This is a genomic window from Streptomyces sp. NPDC053431 (genome assembly GCF_044544925.1).
GTDB lineage: Bacteria > Actinomycetota > Actinomycetes > Streptomycetales > Streptomycetaceae > Streptomyces.
On the sequence record NZ_JBITXX010000016.1, the window covers coordinates 79,043 to 98,954 of the forward strand.

Consider the following 19,912-nt stretch of genomic DNA (forward strand, 5'->3'; position numbering starts at 1 on the left):
CCCGTCAGGTGAGCGGCTTCTCCGGGGACAGGGCGAAGGCCTTCAGCGTGGTGCCGCCGGGGCCCGTGCTCCCCTTGAGGCACAGCAGTCCGCCCATGGAGCGCAGGTCCAGCCGGAAGGTCGTCGTGGTGCCCGTGCGCCGGAGCCCGTGGATGCGTCCGTCGATGTAACCGAGCCCGTTCAGGGCGGCCCTGACGCGCGGGGGAGCAGCGTCGCCGAGCCTGTCGAGCTCCTTGGTGACGCGCGCGGTGTGCAGCCGGCCCGCGCACTGCTCCAAGGAGTTCAGCTCCCCTTCCCAGGACGGGTCGGCGGGCTTGGCCGGGCCCGGCGGGGAGGAGTCCACCGGCAGTGGCCCGGCCGGCTGCCGGGGCGGCTTCCGCCCCGGCGCCCCGTCCACCGGCGGGGGAGTCATCGGCTCGGCGGGGAGGTCGGGACCGCACGGTCGCGCCACGTCGAGCAGCATGCCCATGAACGCCAACTCGGGTTCCGGGGCGGGTGCGGAGGGAGCGGGGGAGGCCGAGCGGGACGGGGACGCGGTGCCAGGTGCGGCGGGCGCACCGGAGGCGTCCGCCCCTTCCGTACCGCAGGCGGTGAGCGCCAGGGCGGACAGGGCGGCGAGTGCGGTCAGGGGCACCGTGCGACGCGTCTTCATGCGTCCGAGTGTCCGGGGGCGCCCCCGCTGCCCGCATGAGTAGCCGCACTCAGAACAACGCGGTTCGTACACAAGGTAGTTGGCGGACCTGGGGGCGACACGCCACTTTTTACCGACGCGTAACTTCCCCCCTGAACCTACTCATGCGTAGCTTGGCGGGAAGCGCATCCCCACTTGTGGTCCGGACCGCAGGGCGTAGAGCACTCCCTCATTCCCCTTGAGCCGCAAGGAGATCGCCCGATGCTGCCCTGGAAGCACGCCGTCAGAGCGCTGTCCGTCCTGCTGCTGACCGCCGCCGCAGGCCTCGCCCCCACCACCGCCCAGGCCGACACCACGCAGGCCGAGTCCGCCCCGAGTCGGGGCTGGAACGACTTCTCCTGCAAGCCGTCCGCCCAGCACCCCCGCCCGGTCGTCCTCGTCCACGGCACCCTCGGCAACTCCGTCGACAACTGGCTGGGACTCGCGCCGTACCTCGTCAACCGCGGCTACTGCGTCTTCTCCCTCGACTACGGCCAGCTGCCGAACGTGCCGTTCTTCCACGGTCTCGGCCCGATCGACAAGTCCGCCGAACAGCTCGACGCCTACGTCGACCGGGTCCTCGCCGCCACCGGCGCCCCCGAGGCGGACCTCGTCGGACACTCGCAGGGCGGCATGATGCCCCGCTACTACCTCAAGTTCCTCGGCGGCGCCGAGAAGGTGAACGCGCTCGTCGGCATCGCCCCCGACAACCACGGCACCACCCTCAGCGGCCTCACCAAGCTCCTGCCCCACTTCCCGGGCGCCGAGGACCTGCTGAAGGCCTCGACCCCCGGGCTCGCCGACCAGATCGCCGGCTCCGCGTTCCTCACCAAGCTGAACGCGGGCGGCGACACCGTGCCCGGCGTGCGCTACACGGTGATCGCCACCCAGTACGACGAGGTCGTCACGCCCTACCGGTCGGGCTGGCTCTCCGGGCCGGACGTCAGCAACGTCCTGCTCCAGGACCGGTGCGCGCTCGACCTGTCCGAGCACGTGGCCATCGGCACGGTGGACCGGATCGTCTTCCACGAGGTGAACAACGCCCTCGACCCGGCCCACGCGACCCCGACCACCTGCCTGTCGGTCCTCGGCTAGCCGCCGCCAGGGCGTGCCGGGCGTCGCGAGCCAGGCGGGACGTGGCGGACACGCCCTAACGCCGGGACCCGGCCGACCGGCGCCGCGCCGTGGCGAACAGCACCGTCGCCCCGATCCCGAGTACGGCGGCGCCGCCCATCGCGAGATAGGGGGTGACGGCGTCGCCACCGGTCTCGGCGAGCTCCTCGCCCGCCCCCTGGGGAGCGACGGCGGGCGGGGCGGAGCTCGCAGCCGCGGCGGTGCTCGGGCCGGTGGTGCCGCCCGGAGCCGGCGAGCCCGGAGCGGCGCTGCCCGGCACCGTCGTACCGGGAGCCGCCGTACCCGGAGCCGCCGTGCCGCTCGGCGCCGCGTGCCCGCCGTGCCCGCCGTGCGCCGCCGTGGGGGCCACGGTGGGCACGGACGCCGTGGGCGCCGACGACGGCGCGGAGTCCGCGCCGAACACCACGTCCGAGCAGGTGTAGAAGGCCTCGGGGGAGTCGGAGCGCTGCCAGATCGAGTAGATCAGGTGGCGCCCCGACTTCTTCGGCACCGTGCCGGTGAACACGTAGTCGCCGTTCCGCATCCCCGGGTCCGTCACCGTCGCGAACGGCTTCTCCTCCAGGTCCGACCACTTCAGCGGCTTCGACGGGTCGTAGCCGTCCTTCGTGACGTACAGCGAGAAGGAGCCCCGGTGCGGCGCGGTCCCCTTGTAACGGAAGGTGTGCGTACCGGAGTTCATCCGGCTGGCGGGCCAGTCCGCGCGGGCGAGGTCGAGGCCCCGGTACTTGTCGTTGCCGGCGCTGCACAGCTTGCCGTCCGGGATCAGCTCGCGGTGCTTCCCGGCCGCGTTCGCGATGTTCACCCCGTTCCAGTCGTAGAACGCCTGCGTCCCGCTCGCGGCCACCGCCGCCTTGCACGCCGCCGACTTCGGGCTCTCCGGCCCCTCCGCGTAACAGGTCGCGACCCGGCTCACCGGATCGGTCATCGACCCGTGCGCGAGCGCGGGCGCGGTGGCGAGTCCGGTGAGCGTGAGTGCCAGGGTGCCGGTGAGGGCCGCGGCCGTACGGCGTGAGGTCATGGGGGGACAACTCCTTCACGAGGGTGGGGGTGTGGGGGGTTGCCCAGCAAACTAGCCCCCGGAATCCGCGAAAAGCGGCCCGGGGAACGGGAGAAGGCCATCCTTATGGTCGCGTTAAGGGGCCACTAAGCGGGGCCACAGACAGCACCGCCCGCCCGGCCCGAACTAGCATCCGAGCCCATGAGCGCAGTGGTCGTCACCATCGTCCTGGCCTTCGTCGGCTATCTCGTCACCTACCTCAACAGCCTCCGGCTGTCGCAGCGGCAGGAGCGACTCGCCCGGGTCAATCGGCAACTCAGCGACTTCTACGGGCCGTTGTACGCGCTGACCAGCACGAACTCGCGCATGTTCCAGGAGTTCCTGGCGAACCACTCCAGGCCGAACGGCAAGTCGCCCTTCCGGGACGCCACCCCGCCCACCGAGGCGGAGCTGGCCGAGTGGCGGTTGTGGGCCACCACCGTCTTCCTGCCCAACATCCGCGCCATGCGCGACGTGGTGGTCGACCACGCCGACCTGCTCGACGAACCGGGCATGCCTCCGGTGCTGCTGGAGCTCTACGCGCACGTGGCCGGCTACGACATCACCTTCGCCCGCTGGGAGCGGGACGACTACAGCGAGCACCAGTCGGTGGTGACCTTCCCCGCCGGGGACATACACCGCTACGCCGAGGAGGGCTTCGCCCGGCTGCAGGCGGAGCAGCGCGCCCTGCTCGGGCGGCGCCGTCAGCCCAGGCGCCGGTAGCGCCGCTCCGGCCGCCCCGTCCCCCCGTACCGGAGCGTGACCTCCGCGCGGCCCGTCTCCGCGAAGTACTCCAGGTAGCGGCGGGCGCTCACCCGGGACAGCGAGCCGGCCTCCTCCGCGCACTCCGTGGCCGACAGGCCCTCCGGATGGGCGCGGAGGACCGAGTCGACCAGCTCCGCGGTGTGCGCGGCCAGACCCTTGGGGAGCTCGCGGGAGCCGCGGGGGCGGGTGCCGAAGATCTGGTCGACGTCCTCCTGGCGGGCCTCCGCCTGCGCCAGCTCGTCGAGACGGCCCTGCAGGGAGGCCACGTGCCGCAGCTGCTCCTGCAGCGCCGCCTGGCTGAAGGGCTTGATCAGATAGTGCAGGGCCCCCGCGCGCAGCGCCGAGCGGATCGTCTCCGCGTCCCGCGCCGCCGTGATGAACAGCGCGTCCACCGCCAGGCCCGTCGCCCGCAGCTCGCGCAGCACCGCGATCCCGTCCATGTCCGGCAGGAAGATGTCGAGCAGCACCAGATCCGGCTCCAGCCGGTGCGCGGCGCGCAGCGCCTCCGCCCCGGTGTGCGCGACGCCGACGACCTCGATGCCCGGCACCGCCGACACATAGCGGCAGTGCAGCTTCGCCACCATGAAGTCGTCGTCGACCACCAGCACCTTCGTCACGCCGACAAGGTAGGACGCGACCGCAACGACCACAACGTCCGTTGATTGCGGAAGCGAGACAGCTTCTTAACGCGCAGGCAACATGTGGGCCACCTCACACCTCCGTCCCCACTCTCCGAGAGGCGGCACCCGTGCGTCTGCGCACTCCCCTCGCCCTGCTCGGGGCGGCTCTGCTCGTGCTCCTGGGGCCGCCGCTGCTCACCACCGGCAGCGGCTCCGACACCGGCACACAGATCCCCGGCCTGCGCTTCATGGTCCCGAACACACCCGGCGGCGGCTACGACATCACCGCGCGCACCGCGGCGAAGAACGCCGAGGACGCCGGACTCACCTCCGACGTCGAGGTCTTCAACCTGCCCGGCGCCGGCGGCACCGTCGGCCTCACCCGGCTCGTCGGCGAACGCGGCAACGGCCGGCTCGCCATGTCCATGGGCCTCGGCGTCGTCGGCGCCGTCCACACCAACAGGACCCCGAAGACCCTCGCCGACACCACCCCGATCGCCCGGCTCACCATGGAGCAGGACATCGTCGTGGTCGGCAAGGACTCCCCGTACCGCACCATCCAGGAGCTCCTCGCCGCCTGGCGGAAGGACCCCGGCAAGCTGCCCGTCGGCGGCGGCTCCTCGCCCGGCGGCCCCGACCACCTGGCCCCCATGCTGATGGCCCAGGCCGCCGGCATCGCGCCGAAGAGCGTCAACTACATCCCCTTCGACGGCGGCGGCGAGCTGCTCGCCTCCATCCTCGGCGACAAGGTCGCCTTCGGCGTCTCGGGTGTCGGCGAGTACCTCGACCAGATCAAGGCCGGCGAACTGCGGCTGCTCGCGGTCACCGGTGCCCAGCGGGTGCCCGGGCTCGACGCGCCGACCCTGCGCGAGGCCGGGCTCGACACCGAGTTCGTCAACTGGCGCGGCATCGTCGCCCCGCCCGGCCTGTCCGACGCCGAACGCGACAAGCTCGTCGGCCTCGTCACCGCCCTGCACGACTCCCCCCAGTGGCGCGAGTCGCTCAGGACCCACGGCTGGAACGACGCCTTCCTGCCCGGCGACGAGTTCGGCGCCTTCCTCACCGCACAGGACCGCCGCGTCGGCGCCGTCCTGAAGGAGCTGGGACTGTGACCACGACCTCGACCGGCACCACGGCCCCCGACGCGGCCGTCACCAGGAAGTCCTGGCTGCGCGAGCACTCCGAACTCGGCGTGAGCCTCATCCTCCTGATCCTCGGCGTCCTCGTCCTCACCGACGCCCTCACCATGACCGTGGACATCGGGCAGCGCGGCCCCGTCGGACCCCGTACCGTCCCCCTCGTCGTCGGCAGCGGCCTGCTCGTCGTCGCCGTCCTCCTCGCGATCGACGTCCTGCGCGGCGGCCGCGGCGAGGCCGAGGGCGGCGAGGACGTCGACCTGACCGAGCCCGGCGACGGGCGCACCGTGCTGCTGCTCGCCGGGGTCTTCCTCGGCTTCGCCGTCCTCATCGGCCCGGTGGGCTTCCCCGTCGCCGGCGCCCTGCTCTTCTGGGGCGCGGCCTACGCCCTCGGCAGCCGCCACCTCCACCGCGACCCGCTGATCGCCGCGGTGCTCTCGCTGCTCACCTACGTCGTCTTCGACCACCTGCTCGGAGTTCCGCTGCCCGGCGGCCCGCTGATGGGAGTGCTCTGACCCATGGACTCGCTGACCTCCCTGATCGACGGGTTCGGCACCGCGCTGACCCCCATGAACCTGCTGTGGGCCGCCGTCGGCGTCCTCCTCGGCACCGCCATCGGCGTACTGCCCGGCATCGGCCCCGCCATGGCCGTCGCGCTGCTGCTCCCGGTGACCTACGGGCTCGAACCGACCGGCGCCTTCATCATGTTCGCCGGCATCTACTACGGCGCGATGTTCGGCGGCTCCACCACCTCCATCCTGCTCAACACGCCCGGCGAGAGCGCGGCCGTGGTCGCCGCCATCGAGGGCAATCCCATGGCCAAGGCGGGCCGCGGCGCCCAGGCCCTCGCCGCCGCGGCCATAGGACACTTCACCGGCGGCCTGGCCGGCACGATCCTGCTCGTCGCGCTCGCCCCGACCGTCGCCGCGCTCGCCGTCGACATCGGCGCCCCCGACTACTTCGCCGTCATGGTCCTCGCCTTCATCGCGGTGACCTCCGTCCTCGGCTCCTCCCGGATCCGCGGCCTCGCCTCGCTGCTCATCGGCCTCACCCTGGGCCTCGTCGGCCTCGACCAGATGACCGGCCAGCAGCGCCTCACCTTCGGCTCGCTCCAGCTCGCCGACGGCATCGACGTCGTCATCGTCGCGGTCGGCCTGTTCGCCATCGGCGAGGCCCTGTGGGTCGCCGCCCACCTGCGCCGTACCGCCGGCGAGGCCATCCCGGTGGGCCGCCCGTGGCTGGGCGGGAGCGATCTGAGGCGCACCTGGAAGGCCTGGCTGCGCGGGCCGCTCATCGGCTTCCCGTTCGGCGCGATCCCGGCCGGCGGCGCCGAGATCCCCACCTTCCTGTCGTACGTCACCGAGAAGCGCCTGTCGAAGCACAAGGACGAGTTCGGCAAGGGCGCCATCGAAGGAGTCGCCGGCCCCGAGTCCGCCGCCTCCGCCTCCGCCGCCGGCACCCTCGTCTCCATGCTCACCCTCGGCCTGCCGACCACCGCCGTCGCCGCCGTGATGCTCGCCGCCTTCCAGCAGTACGGCATCCAGCCGGGTCCGCTGCTCTTCGAACGCGAACCCGACCTGGTCTGGGGCCTGATCGCCTCGCTGTTCGTCGGCATGGTGCTGCTGCTCGCGCTCAACCTGCCGCTCGCGCCCGTCTGGGCCAAGCTGCTGCGCATCCCCCGCCCGTACCTCTACGCCGGCATCCTGTTCTTCGCCGCCGTCGGCGCGTACGCGGTCGGCGGGGAGGCCCTCGACCTGGTGATCCTGCTGGTCATCGGTCTCATCGGATTCGGCATGCGCCGCTACGGGCTGCCGGTCCTGCCCGCCGTGATCGGCGTCATCCTCGGCCCGGCCGCCGAGCAACAGCTGCGCCGCGCCCTCCAGATCAGCGACGGCTCGCCGGCCGGACTCGTCGACACGCCGTTCTCGCTGACGGTGTACGCGGTGGTGCTGGTCCTGCTCGCCTGGCCGCTGCTGCGGAAGCTGATCGCACGCCGCCGTACCGTGACCGTATGACACGTGTGCGCTCCGCCGTCGCCGCCGACGTGCCCGCCGTGAAGGCCGTGATCGACGCCGCCTTCCACCACTACATCGAGCGGATCGGCGTCGTGCCGGCTCCGATGGAGGAGGACCACGCGGCGAACGTCGCGGCGGGCCGGGTGTTCGTCGCGGGCGAGCCCGTGGCCGGTCTCGTGGTGGTGATTCCCGAGGCCGGCCACCTCTACCTCGACACCGTCGCCGTCCACCCCGACGCCCAGGGCACCGGGCTCGGCCGGACCCTGATGGCCTGGGTCGAGGAGCGGGCGCGGGAGCTCGGCCTCCCCGAGGTGCGACTGCTCACCAACGCGATGATGTGGGAGAACCAGAAGCTGTACGCACGCTACGGCTACGAGGTCACCGAGCGCCGCGTGGACGGACCGTACGACCGTATTCACTACCGAAAGGACGTCTCGCTGCCGTGAGGTCGCCCCCCGTCAGGGCGGCGACCTCAACCCGCCCCTGATCGGGTGAGTTTCGGGGCTGGGGAGGCGGCATCCGGTATCCCTGGCGGGCAGCGTCATCCCCCCACCCCGAAGGGACCCCCACCCATGCGCGCTCGCCTCGCCCTCGCCGCCGGCGTCCTGCTGGCCGCCACCGCCGCGACGGTCTCGACCGCCCACGCCGGGCCCGCCGACGGACTCTCCGTCGACCCGAGCGGGACGCTCGCCGAGGACGGCTCGGTCACCCTCTCCGGCTTCTACCGCTGCGTCGACGACAGCGCGGGCCCGGTCTTCGTCAGCTCCACGCTGATCCAGGAGGACCGCTCCGCCGGGATCGGCGGCACCCGCGCCGTCTGCGACGGTCTGGTCCACGAGTGGACCAACAGCGCCGTCGTGAAGGAGCCCGGCTACCGGGCGGGCGACGCCCGGGTGGAGGCCACCCTCATGCAGCTCACCCCGGCCGGGCCGCTGGGCCTGCCGCTGCCCGGCTTCCTGGCCCGGAAGAGCCAGGACGTCGCGCTGGGCTAGCCGGTCCGGCCCACGAGGGCCCGAAGCCCGTCCCGGCCCAGCGCCTCCAGCGCGTCGAGGGCCGCCACGGCACTCTCGGCCGCCTCCGGGTCGGAGGCGGCCAGACCGCTCGCCGCGAACTCGTCCTCGTCGAGCCGCAGCACCTCCGTGCCGTCCGCCGACACCCACAGGTCGAGGTCCAGGTCCTCGACCAGCACGGTGCCGCCGTCCACCGCGGCGGGCCGGGTCACGTCGCAGTACCAGCCCTTGAGCGTGCCGTCGCCGGAGCGGACCTCCTTCACCGCGTACCAGCGGTCGCGCCAGTAGTGCTCGGTGAACACGTCGCCCGGCTCGAAGCGCACGAAGCCGAAGTCCCGTACCCCCTCGGCGGCCCAGGGCGCGCGGACGCTGAGCCGGACCCCGTCGTCGGCGAGCAGCTCCGCCGGATAGCGGATCTTCGTCCGGCCCGCCTTGACCAGCGCGATCTCCACCTGGTCACCGGCCTCGGCCGAGCGTGCGGACATGTCGGGTCTCCTTCGCGCAGATCTCGTAACCGAACCACTCGTTGACGGCCAGCATCGGGCCGTTCTTCGCGTCGTTGCCGGTGAACGCCTCGGTGCAGCCGGCCGCGCGGGCCCGGTGCAGCGAGTCGTTCTTCGCCAGCTTGGCGAACCCTCGCCCGCGGTACCCGGGGTGGGTGCCGGTCATGGCCGAGCCGTAGCGGCCGAGGCCGTCCGTCCGGGCCGCGCTGAACGCCACCGGACGTCCGTCGGCCACCACGACCGTGGTCAGCTCGCGGTCGAGCAGCGGATGGTTCCAGGTGGACGCCAGCCAGTGCTCGAAGTCGGTCAGCTCGGCCGCCACGTCACCCGGCTCGTCCGCCGTGGTCAGCGCGTCCAGCTCGAACAGGGGGCGCGGGTCGGCGGCGAAGTCGGCCGCCGTGCGCAGCTCCACCCCGGCGGGCGGCGCCTGGAGCGGCGGCAGTTCGGCCGTGGCCAGATCGAGCCGCAGGAAGTACGCGGACCGGCTCGGCCGGTAGCCGTGCTTCTCGGCGAAGGCCCGGTGGGACGGCTCGTCCAGGACCCAGCTGTAGAGGGTGGTCGCGCCGGCCTCCGCCAGGTGCTCCTCGGCGGCGCGCAGCAGCAGCGACCCGGCGCCGAGCCCCAGGTGTCCGGGGTGGACGAAGACGTTCACGTCGCCGATGCCCGGCTCGGTGGACTCGTGGGCGAGGGACACCTCCGCCGTGCCGACGGCCTCCCCGTCGACCTCGGCGAGCAGCGGCCGGTTCCGGGCTTCGGGATGGGCGTGTGCCAGGTCGTAGGCCACCTGCCGGCCGGTGGCGAGCATGTAGGGGAGGGCGGCGCGCCGAACTCGGGCGAAGGCCTCGGCGTCCTCGGGGACACCGCTCCGTACGTCGCGGACGATCACAGTCATGGTGTCGCACGCTATGCGGCGGGGACGCCCGGGCGCCTCCCCTTTTCCCGCGGGCCGGGTGCACAATCGGGCGGGTGACGCTTCGAATCAGCGTGGATGCCCGTTCCACCACCGCTCCGTACGAACAACTGCGCGCCCAGATCTCGGAGAGCGCCCGCTCGGGCGAGCTGCCCGTCGGTTACAAGCTCCCGACCGTACGGGGCCTCGCGGAAGACCTCGGGCTCGCGGCGAACACGGTCGCGAAGGCGTACAAGGCCCTGGAGGCGGACGGCGTGATCGAGACCCGCGGCCGCAACGGAACCTTCGTCGCCGCCGCCTCCGACGCGGCCTCCCGCCTCGCCGCAACCGCCGCCGCCGGCTACGCCACGGAGGCCCACCGTCTGGGCCTGACGAGGGAGGCGGCGGAGGCGGCGGTACGGGACGCGCTGAGAGCGGCGTACGACGGCTGACGCCCTACAGGTAGAGCCCCGCGTCCGTGCCGCGGGGCTCGGGCACGCCGACCCGCGGCGCGCCGCGCCGCAGCGCGAAGAGCTCCGCCAGAGTCGCCCCGTCCCGCCCGATCCCCTCCTCGCGCCCGAGCCATGAGACGGCCTCGGGCCGGGTGAGCCGGTCGACCTCGATCCGGGCCAGGCAGCGGCCGGGGCGCACGACGGCGGGGTGGAGCCGCTCCAGGTCCTCGTTGGTGGTGACGGCGACGAGGACGTTGCGGCCCTGTCCGAGCAGACCGTCCGTCAGGTTGAGCAGCCGGGAGAGCGCCTGGCCGGCCGCGTTCTTGGCCTCGCCGCGGATCAGTTCGTCGCAGTCCTCCAGGAGCAGCAGCCGCCAGCGGCTCTTCGTGCCGCCCTCGTCCTCGCCGATCGCGATGTCCATGAGATAGCCGACGTCGCCGAAGAGGCGCTCGGGGTCGAGCACGCAGTCGACCTGGCACCAGTCGCGCCAGGACCGGGCGAGGGTGCGCAGCGCGGAGGTCTTTCCGGTGCCGGGCGGGCCGTGGAGCAGCAGGAGGCGGCCGGTGATGTCGTCGGGCGTGACGGCCATCAGCCGGTCCATGGCCTCGGCGACGGGCGCGGTGTAGTTGGGCCGGATCTCCTCCCAGGTGCCGGCGCCGATCTGCCGGGTGGTCCGGTGCGGGCCGCGCCGGGGCGACACGTACCAGAAGCCCATGGTGACGTTCTCCGGCTGCGGTTCGGGCTCGTCCTTCGCGCCGTCCACGGCCTCCTTGAGGACGCGTTCGGCGAGCTCCGCGTCGGTCGCGGTGACGGTGACGTCGGCCCCCCGGCTCCAGCGGGAGACGAGCACGGTCCAGCCCTCGCCCTCGGCGAGCAGGGAGCTGCGGTCGTCGCCCTTGGTGGCGCGCAGCAGCCGCGCGCCCGCGGGCAGCAGGGTCGCGGCCGGCTTCACCCGGTCCAGGCTGGTGCTGTGCACGTGGGGTTGCTCGCCGGTAGCGAAGCGCCCGAGGAAGAGGGCGTCGACGACGTCGGACGGCGCGTCGTCGCCGGTGAGGTGGAGGCGGAGGGGGACGGCTCGCTCGGGCAGGGACGGGTCTCGCGGTGCGCCGTGGGTGGCAGACATGGCGCCATGATCGGCCACGGGGGCACTCCGGCGCATCGACTTTTGACGGTTCGTCCCCTGGCTTGAAGTCGATGGTTTCTGAGGGGGTGTCGGCCCCCGGTCACTCTCACTTTTGACATGGACACTTCCGGCGCGGCGGATCCGCTGCTACTACCTGGTAACGCAGAGATCCTGCTACAGGGAGGTTCCATGAGACTGTCCCGATTCACGGCACTTTCGTCCTCGCTCCTCCTCGGCGCCGTTCTCGCCCTCACCGGGGCGGGAGCCGCTCAGGCCGCCGACACCGCCGCACTCGACTACGTCGCCCTGGGGGACTCGTACTCCTCGGGTGTCGGGGCCGGGAGCTACGACAGCGCGAGCGGCGACTGCAAGCGCTCCACCAAGGCGTATCCCGTCCTCTGGAAGAACGCCCACGCCCCCTCGTCCTTCGCGTTCACCGCTTGCTCGGGCGCCCGAACGGGTGATGTCACGGCGAATCAGCTGGGACCGCTCTCCACCGCCACCGACCTGGTCTCTCTCACCATCGGAGGCAACGACGCCGGTTTCGCCGACGTGATGACGACCTGCGTCCTGCAGTCCGAGTCGACCTGTATCAACCGTGTGAATCAAGCCAAGAGCTACGTCGACACGACCCTCCCCGGCAAGCTCGACAGCGTCTACACGGCGGTCCGGAACAAGGCCCCCAACGCCCATGTGGTCGTCCTCGGCTACCCGCGCTTCTACCAGCTGGGCGGGACCTGCATCGCCGGCCTGAGCGAGAACGAGCGCAGCGCCATCAACAACGCCGCCGACTACCTCAACGCGGCCACCGCCAAGCGCGCCGCCGACCACGGCTTCACCTTCGCCAGCGTGGTCCCCGCCTTCACCGGGCACGAGATCTGCTCCGGCTCGGCCTGGCTGCACAGCGTCAACTGGCTCAACATCGGCGAGTCGTACCACCCCACCGCGTCCGGACAGTCCGGCGGCTACCTGCCGAGCTTCAACGGGGCGGCCTGACGGCTCCGCCCGGGGAGGCGGTCCCGCTCGAAGGCGTCGCGGTCGTCGGCGGCGTCGACGGCGAGGCCGTCTCCTCGCAGTCCACCGTGAACGGCACCCAGTTGGACTGCCGCGCGACCGGCTCCCGCACCTCGAGACGGATCCGGTCGAGCACCGCGGCGCCCGGCGGATACGCCGCCTGCGTACGGTCGAGCCGCTGCTCGGTCGGCCCGCCCTCGGGGAAGTCCAGCGTCTGCCACCGGGTGTCCTGGGCCTCGCCGCTCTCCGTCGCCCAGCGGTACGACACCGTGGCCGGCGTCCGGTCCACCGTGACCGTCGCCGTGAACGCCGGGGCCTCGGCCTCCGTCGGGGGACACGAGCCCTGATACGTGTCCCGCACCGCCCGCACGAACAGCAGCACCGAGACCGGCGGAGTCGTCGTCGCGCTCGGCGAGGCGCTCGTGGTCGCCGTCGTCGGCGGGGGAGTGGTCGGCTCCGTGGTCGGCGCGCTCGTCGTGACCGGCGGCACGGTGGGCGTCCCTCCGGAACCGGTGTCCCGCAGCGCCGCGTACGTCAGACCGCCCGCCACCAGGAGCAGCGCCGCGATCCCGGCGAGCAGCGCGCCGCGCCGGCGCCGGCGCGGCTCCTCCGGACCCGGCGCCGTCATCGGCGCCGTCGCCCCAGGGCCCACCGGCCCGCGCGGCCCGGCGCCCTCGGCCCCCGGACCGCCCGCGGGGAACGGCGCGTACGGCGTCGTCGCCCGCAGCGGCTCGGTGCGCGGGGTGCCGCCCGCGCCGACCAGCCGCAGCTGGTCCTCGGCCGCGTCCGCCGCGAGCCGCTGCTCCGGGTCCTTGCGCAGCAGCCCTTCGATCACCGGGGCCAGCGGACCGGCGTGGACCGGCGGCGCGGGCTCCTCGTCCACGACCGTCCGCAGGGTGTCCAGCGCGGTCTCCCGCCGGAACGGCGAGACGCCCTCGACGGCGGCGTACAACAGCACGCCCAGCGACCAGAGATCGGCCGCGGGTCCCGGCGTCTGCCCCAGCGCGCGCTCCGGCGCCAGGTACTCGGGGGAGCCGATGAGCTCGCCGGTCATGGTGAGCGGGGACGTGCCCGCCACGGCCGCGATGCCGAAATCGGTGAGCACCGCCCGGCCGTCGTTGGCCAGCAGGACGTTGGCCGGCTTGACGTCCCGGTGCAGCACCCCCGCCGCGTGCGCGGCCCGCAGCGCGGCCAGCACGTCGGCACCGATGTGCGCGACCCGCTGCGGCGGCATCGGGCCCTCGGCCTCCAGCGTCTCGGCCAGGGTGAGCCCGCGGACCAGCTCCATCACGATCCAGGGACGCCCGTCGTCCAGGGCCACGTCGTAGACGGTGACGACGTTGCGGTTCGCGATCCGCGCGGCGGACCTGGCCTCGCGCTCCAGACGGGCGTACAGCCGCTCGCGGTCCTCGGTGGGCAGCCCGGCCGGCGCCCGGACCTCCTTGACGGCGACCTCGCGCCCCAGGACCTCGTCCCTGGCCCGCCAGACGGTGCCCATCCCGCCCTCGCCGAGCACGTCGAGCAGGCGGTAACGACCCGCGATGAGCGTCATCACTCCACGGTAGCCGAGCCCGGCCGATTTTTGGTGGCGGAGATCACACCCGGCGAAAGGCCCCCTGGTGGGGCCCGCGCGTGCAGGATGGTTCGTGACGGTTCGACAGGTGTTCGATCGCTGTCCAACTCACCCTGGAATCAGACGGATTCGGACAGTGATCGTCAACCCCCGTACTCAGACGGTGAATCCTGCGGCCGGAATACACGGGTGTCGTAGCGGGGCGATAGGGTTAACCTGCCCGGGCCGGGTGCCCTCGTACGGGTGGGGAGTGACATGGAACAGATAGCAATGCGCAGCAGGCCGCGTGTGCCTGCCATCACCTGCGGGAGCAGCGCGACGAGTTCGCGACTCGACCGCCATCTCGCGGTGCTCGGCGGTCCCGCCGTGCCGCAGCGTGAGGCGGCCGAGGCGACACTGCTCATGCGGGAACTGACGACGCGTACGCGCGAGGTGCCGGTGCACGGTCACCGCAGCCGCAGCTCGCGAGTCTCGCTCTTCGCCCCGTTGCGCCGACTGCGCCGCTCGCTCTTCGGCAGCCACGGCTGACAGGCCGTCCGGGCCGGGCACCCGCGTACCCCGACGCACCACCCCGCCCGCACCCGCTCGGCCCCTGAGCTCCTGACCGCCCGCCGGACGTGTCCCCGCCCGTCCGGCGCCTCTTCCTACCCACGGCACCCGGCGCCACCACCCGGCGCGGTGTCAGGTGCGGGCGTACCGCCCGACCGCCGCCGGAGCGCACAGCGCGATCAGCGCCAGTGACCAGAGCAGCGCCCCGGCCACCGGATGCGCCACCGGCCAGGCCGCGTCCGCCGGCACGGGCGCGTTCCCGAACAGCACGCGCACCGCGGTCGTCACCGCCGAGATCGGATTCCACTCCGCCAGCGTGCGCAGCCCGCCCGGCATCCCGTCGGTCGGGATGTACGCGTTGGACAGCAGCGGCAGCATGAACGTGGCGCTGCCCAGCTGGCCGGCCGCCTCCTCGCTCCGCGAGGCGAGCCCGAGCAGGATGCCCACCCAGGTCGTCGCGAAGCGGAACAGCAGCAGCAGACCGACGGCGCCGAGCGCCTCCAGGGGCGTGCCCTCGATCCGCCAGCCCATCGCCAGCCCCACCAGCATCAGCGGCACCATGCCCACCGTGCTGCTCACCAGGTCGGCGAGCGCCTGCCCGAGCGGGACCGCCGCCCGGCTCACCGGCATCGTCCGCAGCCGGTCCGCCACGCCCCGGTGGGTGTCCTGCGCGGCCTGGAACATGCCGGTCATCACGCCGTTCGCGGCCGTCGCCACCCACATGCCCGGCACCAGGAAGGCCCGGTAGTCAGCGCCCGGCATCGCGAGCGCGCTGCCGAAGACGTATCCGAAGAACAGCAGGAAGACGATCGGCATGGTCTGCGTCATGACCGTGATCGCCGGGGCGTGCCGGATCCGGCGGAGGTGCCGGCCGAGGATCGCGGTGCCGTCGTGGACGAGGGCGCTCATGCGGCCGCCTCCTGGGGCTCGGGACGGGGCGCGCGGCCGGTCAGGCGCAGGAACACCTCGTCGAGGGTGGGCGGGCGCAGGGAGGCGTCGACCAGGTGGACCCCGGCCGCGTCCGCCTCCCGCACGATCCGCGGCAGGGTGAGCGTGGTGTCGGTGGTGACCGCGCCGACCGTGCGGCGCTCGGCGTCGAGCCGCGGCGCCGATCCGGTGAGCCGGTCGAGCACCGCCGCGGCGGCGTTCAGGAACGAGGCGTCGGCGACGACCACCTCCGCGTAGTGCCCGACGAGCGCCTTCAGTTCGGCCGGGGAGCCCCGGTGGGCCGCCCGGCCCTCGTCGACCAGGACGATCTCGTCGGCGAGCCGGTCCGCCTCCTCCAGGTACTGCGTGGTCAGCAGCACCGTCGTGCCCTGGGACGCCAACTCCCGTACGGCGTCCCAGATCCCGTTGCGGCTGCGCGGGTCGAGCCCGGTGGTGGGCTCGTCCAGGAAGAGCACCCGCGGCCGCGCGACGAGGCTCGCGGCCAGGTCGAGGCGGCGCCGCATCCCGCCGGAGTAGGTGCGGGCCGGCCGGCCCGCGGCCTCGGCGAGCCCGAAGCGTTCCAGGAGCTCGTCGGCGCGGGAGCGCGGGACGCGCAGCAGACGGGCGAAGAGCCGCAGGTTCTCGGCGCCCGTCAGGTCGCCGTCCACGGAGGCGTACTGCCCGGTGACCGCGATCCGCTCGCGCACCCCGGCCGGGTCGCGGACCACGTCACGGCCGGCGACCCGGGCGCTGCCGGCGTCGGGTGAAAGGAGCGTGGTGAGCACCCGGACGGCGGTGGTCTTGCCCGCCCCGTTGGGGCCGAGGACGCCGCAGACCGTGCCCTCGGGGACGGCGAGGTCGAGCCCCCGCAACGCGTGCACCTCGCCGTACCGCTTCCGCAGACCCTCACTAAGTACAGCGTACGTAGTTGTCATGGGGTGACCCTAGCGCACTACGTACGGTGTACGTAACCAGGTGCCTCACTACGATGGGGCCCGCGGGGCGAGGAAGGGTGATGACCGATGGCGGGCCGAGCGGCCGAACCCGAAGTGATCTGGGCGCGCCCCGAGCGCACGGGCCGAGGCCCGAAACCGGCGCACAGCCGGCGGGACGTCGTGGCCGCGGCCGTCCGCATCGCCGACGCCGAGGGCATCGACGCGGTCTCCATGCGCCGCATCGCCGCCGACCTCGGCTGCGGCACCATGTCGCTGTACAACTACGTGCCGCGCAAGGAGGACCTGTACGAGCTGATGGTCGACGCGGCCGGTGAGGAGTACGAGCTCCCCGAGACGCCCAGCGGCGACTGGCGCGCCGACATGACCGGGCTGGCGCGACAGACCCGCGCCATCATGTACCGGCACCCCTGGCTGTCCCGGATCATGACCACCGCCTACGGCTTCAGCCCGAACGCCCTGCGCTACCTGGAGTGGTGCCTGGGCGCCCTGGAGCCGCTGGACGTGGAACCCGGCCAGAAGATGCAGCTCATCGCGATGATCAACGGCACCGTGATGGCCACCGTCCGCAACGAGCAGGCCATCGCCGAGCGCGCGCGCGGACTGCCCTGGAGCGAGGCGGAGGAACAGGCGGTGCGCGGCGCCTATCTGCGGGAGCAGCTCACGAGCGGCGCCTACCCGCACCTCGCCGCGCTGATCACCGCGTCCCCGGCACCCGCCGACCCGGACGAGGTGTTCGAGCTGACGATCGCCCGACTGCTCGACTCCTTCGCGCCCTCCGCCACCTGACGGGGGCGCGAGTCGCGGCGGCGATGACCTCGCCGATCGCGGTGAGTTCGAGCGGCCGGTACTCGCGCCCTCCGCCACGTGACGGGGGCGACGGGCCGGGAGCGGGAGGGGTCGGCCCGGGCGGCTCGGCTCCGGGAAAAGAGGCCTGGGGGCAGCCCCTGAGGAGGGCGGCCTTTGAGGAGGGCGCCTGAGGACGGCCCCGCAGGGCGGCAGCTGAGCGACGGCCCCTCAGGACGGCCGCTGGGAGGGCGCCTGAGGAGGGCGCCTGAGGAGGGCGACCTTCGAGGAAGCGGCCCCTGAGGACGGCCCCTGAGGAGGGCGGCCGTGATCAGAGCAGCATGAACTGCCCCTCCGGGCCCTCCTCCTGGTGATCCAGGACGGACGCCGGCCGGCGTGCCCCGTCCGGCACCGGCAGCACCCCGGCCTCCCGCAGTGCGCCCCGGCTCACCCCCGCCGCCGTGGCGCGCTCCCTGAGCGCCGTGCGCTCCGGCTCGCGCTCCGCGAGCAGGGCGAGGACCGTGATCAGTTCGAGCAGCTCCGAGGTCCACCCCTGCGGCCAGCCGGCCGGGCCGATCGCCTCCAGACTGCCCGGCTCGGCGGGTGCGGTCCGGTGCGCGAACCACTGCTCGACCATCCGCACCCCACCGACCTCGAACTCCCACGCCCGGCGCGGCACGGGCGAGATGCGGCCCTCGTCCAGGCTCAGCACCTCCTCCTCCGGGTCGTACGCGAGCGTCGTGGGCCGGGCGGGGATCGCGGCCCGCACGTACGGCCGGCGCCCGCCCGGCAGCCGGGGCCGCGCGCCGCCCCGGGCCCCGCGCAGCTGCACCTCGATGAGCTCCCGGCCCAGAGCCACGCCCGCCGCCCACACCTCCGGGTCCGCGGGCAGCGGCACCCGGCAGCCGGCGGGGGAGGGCGAGGCCACCGCCACCGCCCAGGCCGCCACGTCCGCCGCGTCGACCTCGGAGCCGTACCGCGCGCTCAGCAGCGGCAGCAGACCGGGCGTCACGTTCGGTTCCAGGCCGCCGGGCCGCCGGAACAGCGGCCGGATCCGGCCCGGCCGGCCCGCGGGGGAGCGTCCGTCGGGCAGCGCGGCCGTCACCAGCAGCGCGGGCCCGGCCGCCCCCGGCACGTACCCCTGCTCCACCGCGAACAGCTGCCGGTCGTCGGCGACCCGCCACAGCTCGGGCCGCGCGGTGTCGATCAGCCGGTGGTCGGGCAGCAGCCACTGCTCGTCGAACGGACCGTGCGCGAGCCGCACCGGCTCCGGGCAGGGCCCCGGCTCGCGCGCCAGCCGCACCGTCCCGGTCCGCTGCCCGGGCAGCGCGGCCACCGAACTCCCCGGCGTCCGCGCCCGGCTGGGCCGGAACAAGGCCTCCCGCTCCGCGCCCTCCGCCGCGACCAGCCGCTCCCATCGGGCCCGCAGCGTGCGCGCGTCCGGCGCGACGATCCACGCCCGCCCCAGCCGCAACGGCGCCACGGCCCAGGGCATCAGCTCGTCGAGCAGGGGCAGATCCTCGAGCGCCGCGTCTTCCGTCACGCCCCGCATGCTAATGAGCGCGATCCGCCCCCATCCACCGCCGCCGCGAAAGCACCGGGTCCCCTCACGCCGCGACCCGGCGGAGCGCGATACCCCGCCTGGTGTGGGCGGCCGGCCTGGTGTCGGTGGCCCCGCCCGCTGTCGGCGCCTGGCCCGGCGCCGGCGGGCGGCCCGTCCGGTGTCACCGGCTTCGGCGGGGGTGACGGCGGCGGTGGGGCGGGGTGGACGGTGCGTGGCGGGTGGGGCGGGGGCCCGTGACGTCTGCCAGCAGGCGGCGGTAGGCGGCGGGGTCGCGTGTGAAGTCCGCCCACGCGGCCAGTCCGGCCGGATCGGCGTCCTGCCCGCGCAGCAGGTCGACCGAGGACTGCGCGAACCGCTCCGGGAGGCCGGCCCGCTCGGCCTCCTCCACCAGCGGACGCAGCGCGGCGACCGCGAGCGCCGCGCGCCGCCGCGCCTCCGGCCCGGCTCCCAGGACGCTCCGGTACCCGGCGGCGGGCGCCGCGTCGGCCAGCAGCGGCTCCAGCCGCTCCCTCAGGCGCCGGCCGCTCTCCGCCGCCTCGCGGGCCGACGGCCCGGCCTCCCGCAGCACGCGCAGCGCCCGGACCAGCTCCGCACCGGGGGCGTCGGGCCGCTCCGCGTACCGTTCGAGCGTCACGGTCCCGTCCCCGCGCGCGGCGTGGACGGCCGCGACGGCCCGGTCGTGGTCGTGGACCACCCACGCGGCGGCGTCCCGCAGCCGGGCCGCGCGGCGCAGGAACCGCGGCTCCGCCTCGCGGATCCGGGGCCCGGTGCGGACGGCCCCGCCGATGAGCGCGGCGACCGCGAGCAGGGACCCCAGGCCCATGAGGAGCGCGGAGAGGTCGCCGCGCCAGTCCGGCTCCGGGCTGTCGTCGAGCGCGTACAGCTCGCCCCGGTGCGGTTCCTCGGTGCGGATGAAACCGCTCTCCCAGCCGTAGCCGGAACCCTCGTCGTAGGCGGGTGCCTTCAGCCGGTAGGACCGCTCGGGATCGCAGTGGTACGGCCCTTCGAGCTCGCGGTCCCCGAAGGGATCCACCCACTGGACCCGGCACGTGCCGTCGGGTTTCTCGTCGAGCACCACCAGGTCGATCTGCCGCAGCTCGGGGAAGCCCGGCCTCGCCTCGTACAGCCCGTACGAACCCCCGAGCAGCACGAGGCCGAGCACCAGCACCCATCGGAACACGGCCCGATGCCTC

At 73.8% G+C, this 19,912-nt stretch carries 22 protein-coding genes; 11 read left to right on the forward strand and 11 right to left on the reverse strand.

Going from position 1 to position 19,912, the window contains the following annotated elements:
• Nucleotides 1–4: 4 nt before the first annotated feature.
• Entirely contained in the window at nucleotides 5–652 is a 648-nt protein-coding gene (locus ACIGXE_RS29725) for a hypothetical protein (RefSeq protein ID WP_399752015.1), read from the reverse strand.
• A 240-nt stretch (nucleotides 653–892) separates the two neighbouring features.
• Between ACIGXE_RS29725 and ACIGXE_RS29730 the strand changes: the two genes are divergently transcribed.
• Nucleotides 893–1,765, forward strand: a complete 873-nt coding sequence (locus ACIGXE_RS29730; protein WP_399752017.1) for an esterase/lipase family protein — start codon at nucleotides 893–895, stop codon at nucleotides 1,763–1,765.
• 55 nt (nucleotides 1,766–1,820) lie between these two features.
• On the opposite strand, the gene ACIGXE_RS29735 is transcribed toward ACIGXE_RS29730, so the two are convergent.
• The gene (locus ACIGXE_RS29735) at nucleotides 1,821–2,822 is read right to left on the reverse strand and encodes a lytic polysaccharide monooxygenase (RefSeq protein ID WP_399752019.1); all 1,002 of its coding nucleotides are present in this window, start codon (nucleotides 2,820–2,822) and stop codon (nucleotides 1,821–1,823) included.
• A gap of 180 nt (nucleotides 2,823–3,002) precedes the next feature.
• On the opposite strand from ACIGXE_RS29735, the gene ACIGXE_RS29740 reads away from it, so the two are divergent.
• The gene (locus ACIGXE_RS29740) at nucleotides 3,003–3,563 is read left to right on the forward strand and encodes a hypothetical protein (protein ID WP_399752021.1); all 561 of its coding nucleotides are present in this window, start codon (nucleotides 3,003–3,005) and stop codon (nucleotides 3,561–3,563) included.
• Here ACIGXE_RS29740 and ACIGXE_RS29745 read toward each other — a convergent pair.
• Nucleotides 3,545–4,222, reverse strand: coding sequence for a response regulator (locus ACIGXE_RS29745; protein WP_399752023.1), 678 nt, complete (start codon nucleotides 4,220–4,222; stop codon nucleotides 3,545–3,547). The two genes, ACIGXE_RS29740 and ACIGXE_RS29745, sit on opposite strands and share 19 nt — an antisense overlap.
• A 131-nt stretch (nucleotides 4,223–4,353) precedes the next feature.
• Between ACIGXE_RS29745 and ACIGXE_RS29750 the strand changes: the two genes are divergently transcribed.
• The 5 genes from ACIGXE_RS29750 to ACIGXE_RS29770 all read left to right on the forward strand — a co-directional run bounded on the left by ACIGXE_RS29750 (nucleotide 4,354) and on the right by ACIGXE_RS29770 (nucleotide 8,368).
• A complete protein-coding gene (locus tag ACIGXE_RS29750) occupies nucleotides 4,354–5,337 on the forward strand; it encodes a Bug family tripartite tricarboxylate transporter substrate binding protein (RefSeq protein ID WP_399752026.1) in 984 nt (327 codons plus the stop codon).
• The gene (locus ACIGXE_RS29755; protein ID WP_399752028.1) at nucleotides 5,334–5,876 is read left to right on the forward strand and encodes a tripartite tricarboxylate transporter TctB family protein; all 543 of its coding nucleotides are present in this window, start codon (nucleotides 5,334–5,336) and stop codon (nucleotides 5,874–5,876) included. The genes ACIGXE_RS29750 and ACIGXE_RS29755 overlap by 4 nt, the downstream gene beginning before the upstream one ends.
• 3 nt (nucleotides 5,877–5,879) lie before the next feature.
• Nucleotides 5,880–7,376, forward strand: a complete 1,497-nt coding sequence (locus tag ACIGXE_RS29760) for a tripartite tricarboxylate transporter permease (RefSeq protein WP_399752030.1) — start codon at nucleotides 5,880–5,882, stop codon at nucleotides 7,374–7,376.
• A complete protein-coding gene (locus ACIGXE_RS29765) occupies nucleotides 7,373–7,822 on the forward strand; it encodes a GNAT family N-acetyltransferase (RefSeq protein WP_399752032.1) in 450 nt (149 codons plus the stop codon). Before ACIGXE_RS29760 ends, ACIGXE_RS29765 begins: the two co-directional genes overlap by 4 nt.
• Nucleotides 7,823–7,948: 126 nt before the next feature.
• Nucleotides 7,949–8,368 carry a DUF6299 family protein gene (locus ACIGXE_RS29770; RefSeq protein WP_399752034.1) on the forward strand — a complete coding sequence of 140 codons (420 nt, stop codon included), beginning with the start codon at nucleotides 7,949–7,951 and terminating at the stop codon, nucleotides 8,366–8,368.
• Here the strand turns inward: ACIGXE_RS29770 and ACIGXE_RS29775 are convergent.
• Nucleotides 8,365–8,871 carry a DUF402 domain-containing protein gene (locus ACIGXE_RS29775; RefSeq protein WP_399752036.1) on the reverse strand — a complete coding sequence of 169 codons (507 nt, stop codon included), beginning with the start codon at nucleotides 8,869–8,871 and terminating at the stop codon, nucleotides 8,365–8,367. The genes ACIGXE_RS29770 and ACIGXE_RS29775 overlap by 4 nt on opposite strands.
• Nucleotides 8,843–9,781: a GNAT family N-acetyltransferase gene (locus ACIGXE_RS29780; RefSeq protein WP_399752038.1), complete on the reverse strand. Its 939-nt coding sequence runs from the start codon at nucleotides 9,779–9,781 to the stop codon at nucleotides 8,843–8,845. Before ACIGXE_RS29780 ends, ACIGXE_RS29775 begins: the two co-directional genes overlap by 29 nt.
• A 74-nt stretch (nucleotides 9,782–9,855) precedes the next feature.
• On the opposite strand from ACIGXE_RS29780, the gene ACIGXE_RS29785 reads away from it, so the two are divergent.
• A complete protein-coding gene (locus ACIGXE_RS29785) occupies nucleotides 9,856–10,230 on the forward strand; it encodes a GntR family transcriptional regulator (protein WP_399752040.1) in 375 nt (124 codons plus the stop codon).
• Between the two features lie 4 nt (nucleotides 10,231–10,234).
• On the opposite strand, the gene ACIGXE_RS29790 is transcribed toward ACIGXE_RS29785, so the two are convergent.
• Nucleotides 10,235–11,353 (reverse strand): DUF5925 domain-containing protein, encoded by a 1,119-nt coding sequence (locus tag ACIGXE_RS29790; RefSeq protein ID WP_399752042.1) that lies wholly within the window; start codon nucleotides 11,351–11,353, stop codon nucleotides 10,235–10,237.
• Between the two features lie 189 nt (nucleotides 11,354–11,542).
• Here ACIGXE_RS29790 and ACIGXE_RS29795 point away from each other — a divergent pair, with 189 nt between their 5' ends.
• A complete protein-coding gene (locus tag ACIGXE_RS29795) occupies nucleotides 11,543–12,349 on the forward strand; it encodes an SGNH/GDSL hydrolase family protein (RefSeq protein WP_399752044.1) in 807 nt (268 codons plus the stop codon).
• Here the strand turns inward: ACIGXE_RS29795 and ACIGXE_RS29800 are convergent.
• Complete coding sequence (locus ACIGXE_RS29800; protein ID WP_399752046.1) at nucleotides 12,333–13,919, reverse strand: serine/threonine-protein kinase; 1,587 nt, start codon at nucleotides 13,917–13,919, stop codon at nucleotides 12,333–12,335. The genes ACIGXE_RS29795 and ACIGXE_RS29800 overlap by 17 nt on opposite strands.
• Before the next feature lie 276 nt (nucleotides 13,920–14,195).
• Between ACIGXE_RS29800 and ACIGXE_RS29805 the strand changes: the two genes are divergently transcribed.
• Nucleotides 14,196–14,468, forward strand: a complete 273-nt coding sequence (locus tag ACIGXE_RS29805) for a hypothetical protein (RefSeq protein WP_399752048.1) — start codon at nucleotides 14,196–14,198, stop codon at nucleotides 14,466–14,468.
• 153 nt (nucleotides 14,469–14,621) lie between these two features.
• Here the strand turns inward: ACIGXE_RS29805 and ACIGXE_RS29810 are convergent, their stop codons facing one another.
• Complete coding sequence (locus tag ACIGXE_RS29810; protein ID WP_399752050.1) at nucleotides 14,622–15,398, reverse strand: ABC transporter permease; 777 nt, start codon at nucleotides 15,396–15,398, stop codon at nucleotides 14,622–14,624.
• The gene (locus ACIGXE_RS29815; RefSeq protein ID WP_399752052.1) at nucleotides 15,395–16,351 is read right to left on the reverse strand and encodes an ATP-binding cassette domain-containing protein; all 957 of its coding nucleotides are present in this window, start codon (nucleotides 16,349–16,351) and stop codon (nucleotides 15,395–15,397) included. The genes ACIGXE_RS29810 and ACIGXE_RS29815 overlap by 4 nt, the downstream gene beginning before the upstream one ends.
• A gap of 87 nt (nucleotides 16,352–16,438) precedes the next feature.
• Here ACIGXE_RS29815 and ACIGXE_RS29820 point away from each other — a divergent pair, with 87 nt between their 5' ends.
• On the forward strand, nucleotides 16,439–17,158 hold the full coding sequence (locus ACIGXE_RS29820; protein WP_399752054.1) for a TetR/AcrR family transcriptional regulator: 720 nt from the start codon (nucleotides 16,439–16,441) through the stop codon (nucleotides 17,156–17,158).
• Between the two features lie 328 nt (nucleotides 17,159–17,486).
• On the opposite strand, the gene ACIGXE_RS29825 is transcribed toward ACIGXE_RS29820, so the two are convergent.
• On the reverse strand, nucleotides 17,487–18,707 hold the full coding sequence (locus tag ACIGXE_RS29825) for a type ISP restriction/modification enzyme (RefSeq protein ID WP_399752056.1): 1,221 nt from the start codon (nucleotides 18,705–18,707) through the stop codon (nucleotides 17,487–17,489).
• Nucleotides 18,708–18,879: 172 nt separating this feature from the next.
• Nucleotides 18,880–19,899, reverse strand: a complete 1,020-nt coding sequence (locus ACIGXE_RS29830) for a hypothetical protein (RefSeq protein ID WP_399752058.1) — start codon at nucleotides 19,897–19,899, stop codon at nucleotides 18,880–18,882.
• Nucleotides 19,900–19,912: the final 13 nt, after the last annotated feature.

Bases quoted from the DNA above. Each gene is read 5' to 3' on its own strand.
- ACIGXE_RS29725 (WP_399752015.1), bottom strand. From the start codon at position 652: ATGAAGACGCGTCGCACGGTGCCCCTGACCGCACTCGCCGCCCTGTCC.
- ACIGXE_RS29730 (WP_399752017.1), top strand. From the start codon at position 893: ATGCTGCCCTGGAAGCACGCCGTCAGAGCGCTGTCCGTCCTGCTGCTG.
- ACIGXE_RS29735 (WP_399752019.1), bottom strand. From the start codon at position 2,822: ATGACCTCACGCCGTACGGCCGCGGCCCTCACCGGCACCCTGGCACTC.
- ACIGXE_RS29740 (WP_399752021.1), top strand. From the start codon at position 3,003: ATGAGCGCAGTGGTCGTCACCATCGTCCTGGCCTTCGTCGGCTATCTC.
- ACIGXE_RS29760 (WP_399752030.1), top strand. From the start codon at position 5,880: ATGGACTCGCTGACCTCCCTGATCGACGGGTTCGGCACCGCGCTGACC.
- ACIGXE_RS29765 (WP_399752032.1), top strand. From the start codon at position 7,373: ATGACACGTGTGCGCTCCGCCGTCGCCGCCGACGTGCCCGCCGTGAAG.
- ACIGXE_RS29770 (WP_399752034.1), top strand. From the start codon at position 7,949: ATGCGCGCTCGCCTCGCCCTCGCCGCCGGCGTCCTGCTGGCCGCCACC.
- ACIGXE_RS29775 (WP_399752036.1), bottom strand. From the start codon at position 8,871: ATGTCCGCACGCTCGGCCGAGGCCGGTGACCAGGTGGAGATCGCGCTG.
- ACIGXE_RS29780 (WP_399752038.1), bottom strand. From the start codon at position 9,781: ATGACTGTGATCGTCCGCGACGTACGGAGCGGTGTCCCCGAGGACGCC.
- ACIGXE_RS29790 (WP_399752042.1), bottom strand. From the start codon at position 11,353: ATGTCTGCCACCCACGGCGCACCGCGAGACCCGTCCCTGCCCGAGCGA.
- ACIGXE_RS29795 (WP_399752044.1), top strand. From the start codon at position 11,543: ATGAGACTGTCCCGATTCACGGCACTTTCGTCCTCGCTCCTCCTCGGC.
- ACIGXE_RS29800 (WP_399752046.1), bottom strand. From the start codon at position 13,919: ATGACGCTCATCGCGGGTCGTTACCGCCTGCTCGACGTGCTCGGCGAG.
- ACIGXE_RS29805 (WP_399752048.1), top strand. From the start codon at position 14,196: ATGGAACAGATAGCAATGCGCAGCAGGCCGCGTGTGCCTGCCATCACC.
- ACIGXE_RS29810 (WP_399752050.1), bottom strand. From the start codon at position 15,398: ATGAGCGCCCTCGTCCACGACGGCACCGCGATCCTCGGCCGGCACCTC.
- ACIGXE_RS29815 (WP_399752052.1), bottom strand. From the start codon at position 16,351: ATGACAACTACGTACGCTGTACTTAGTGAGGGTCTGCGGAAGCGGTAC.
- ACIGXE_RS29820 (WP_399752054.1), top strand. From the start codon at position 16,439: ATGGCGGGCCGAGCGGCCGAACCCGAAGTGATCTGGGCGCGCCCCGAG.
- ACIGXE_RS29825 (WP_399752056.1), bottom strand. From the start codon at position 18,707: ATGCGGGGCGTGACGGAAGACGCGGCGCTCGAGGATCTGCCCCTGCTC.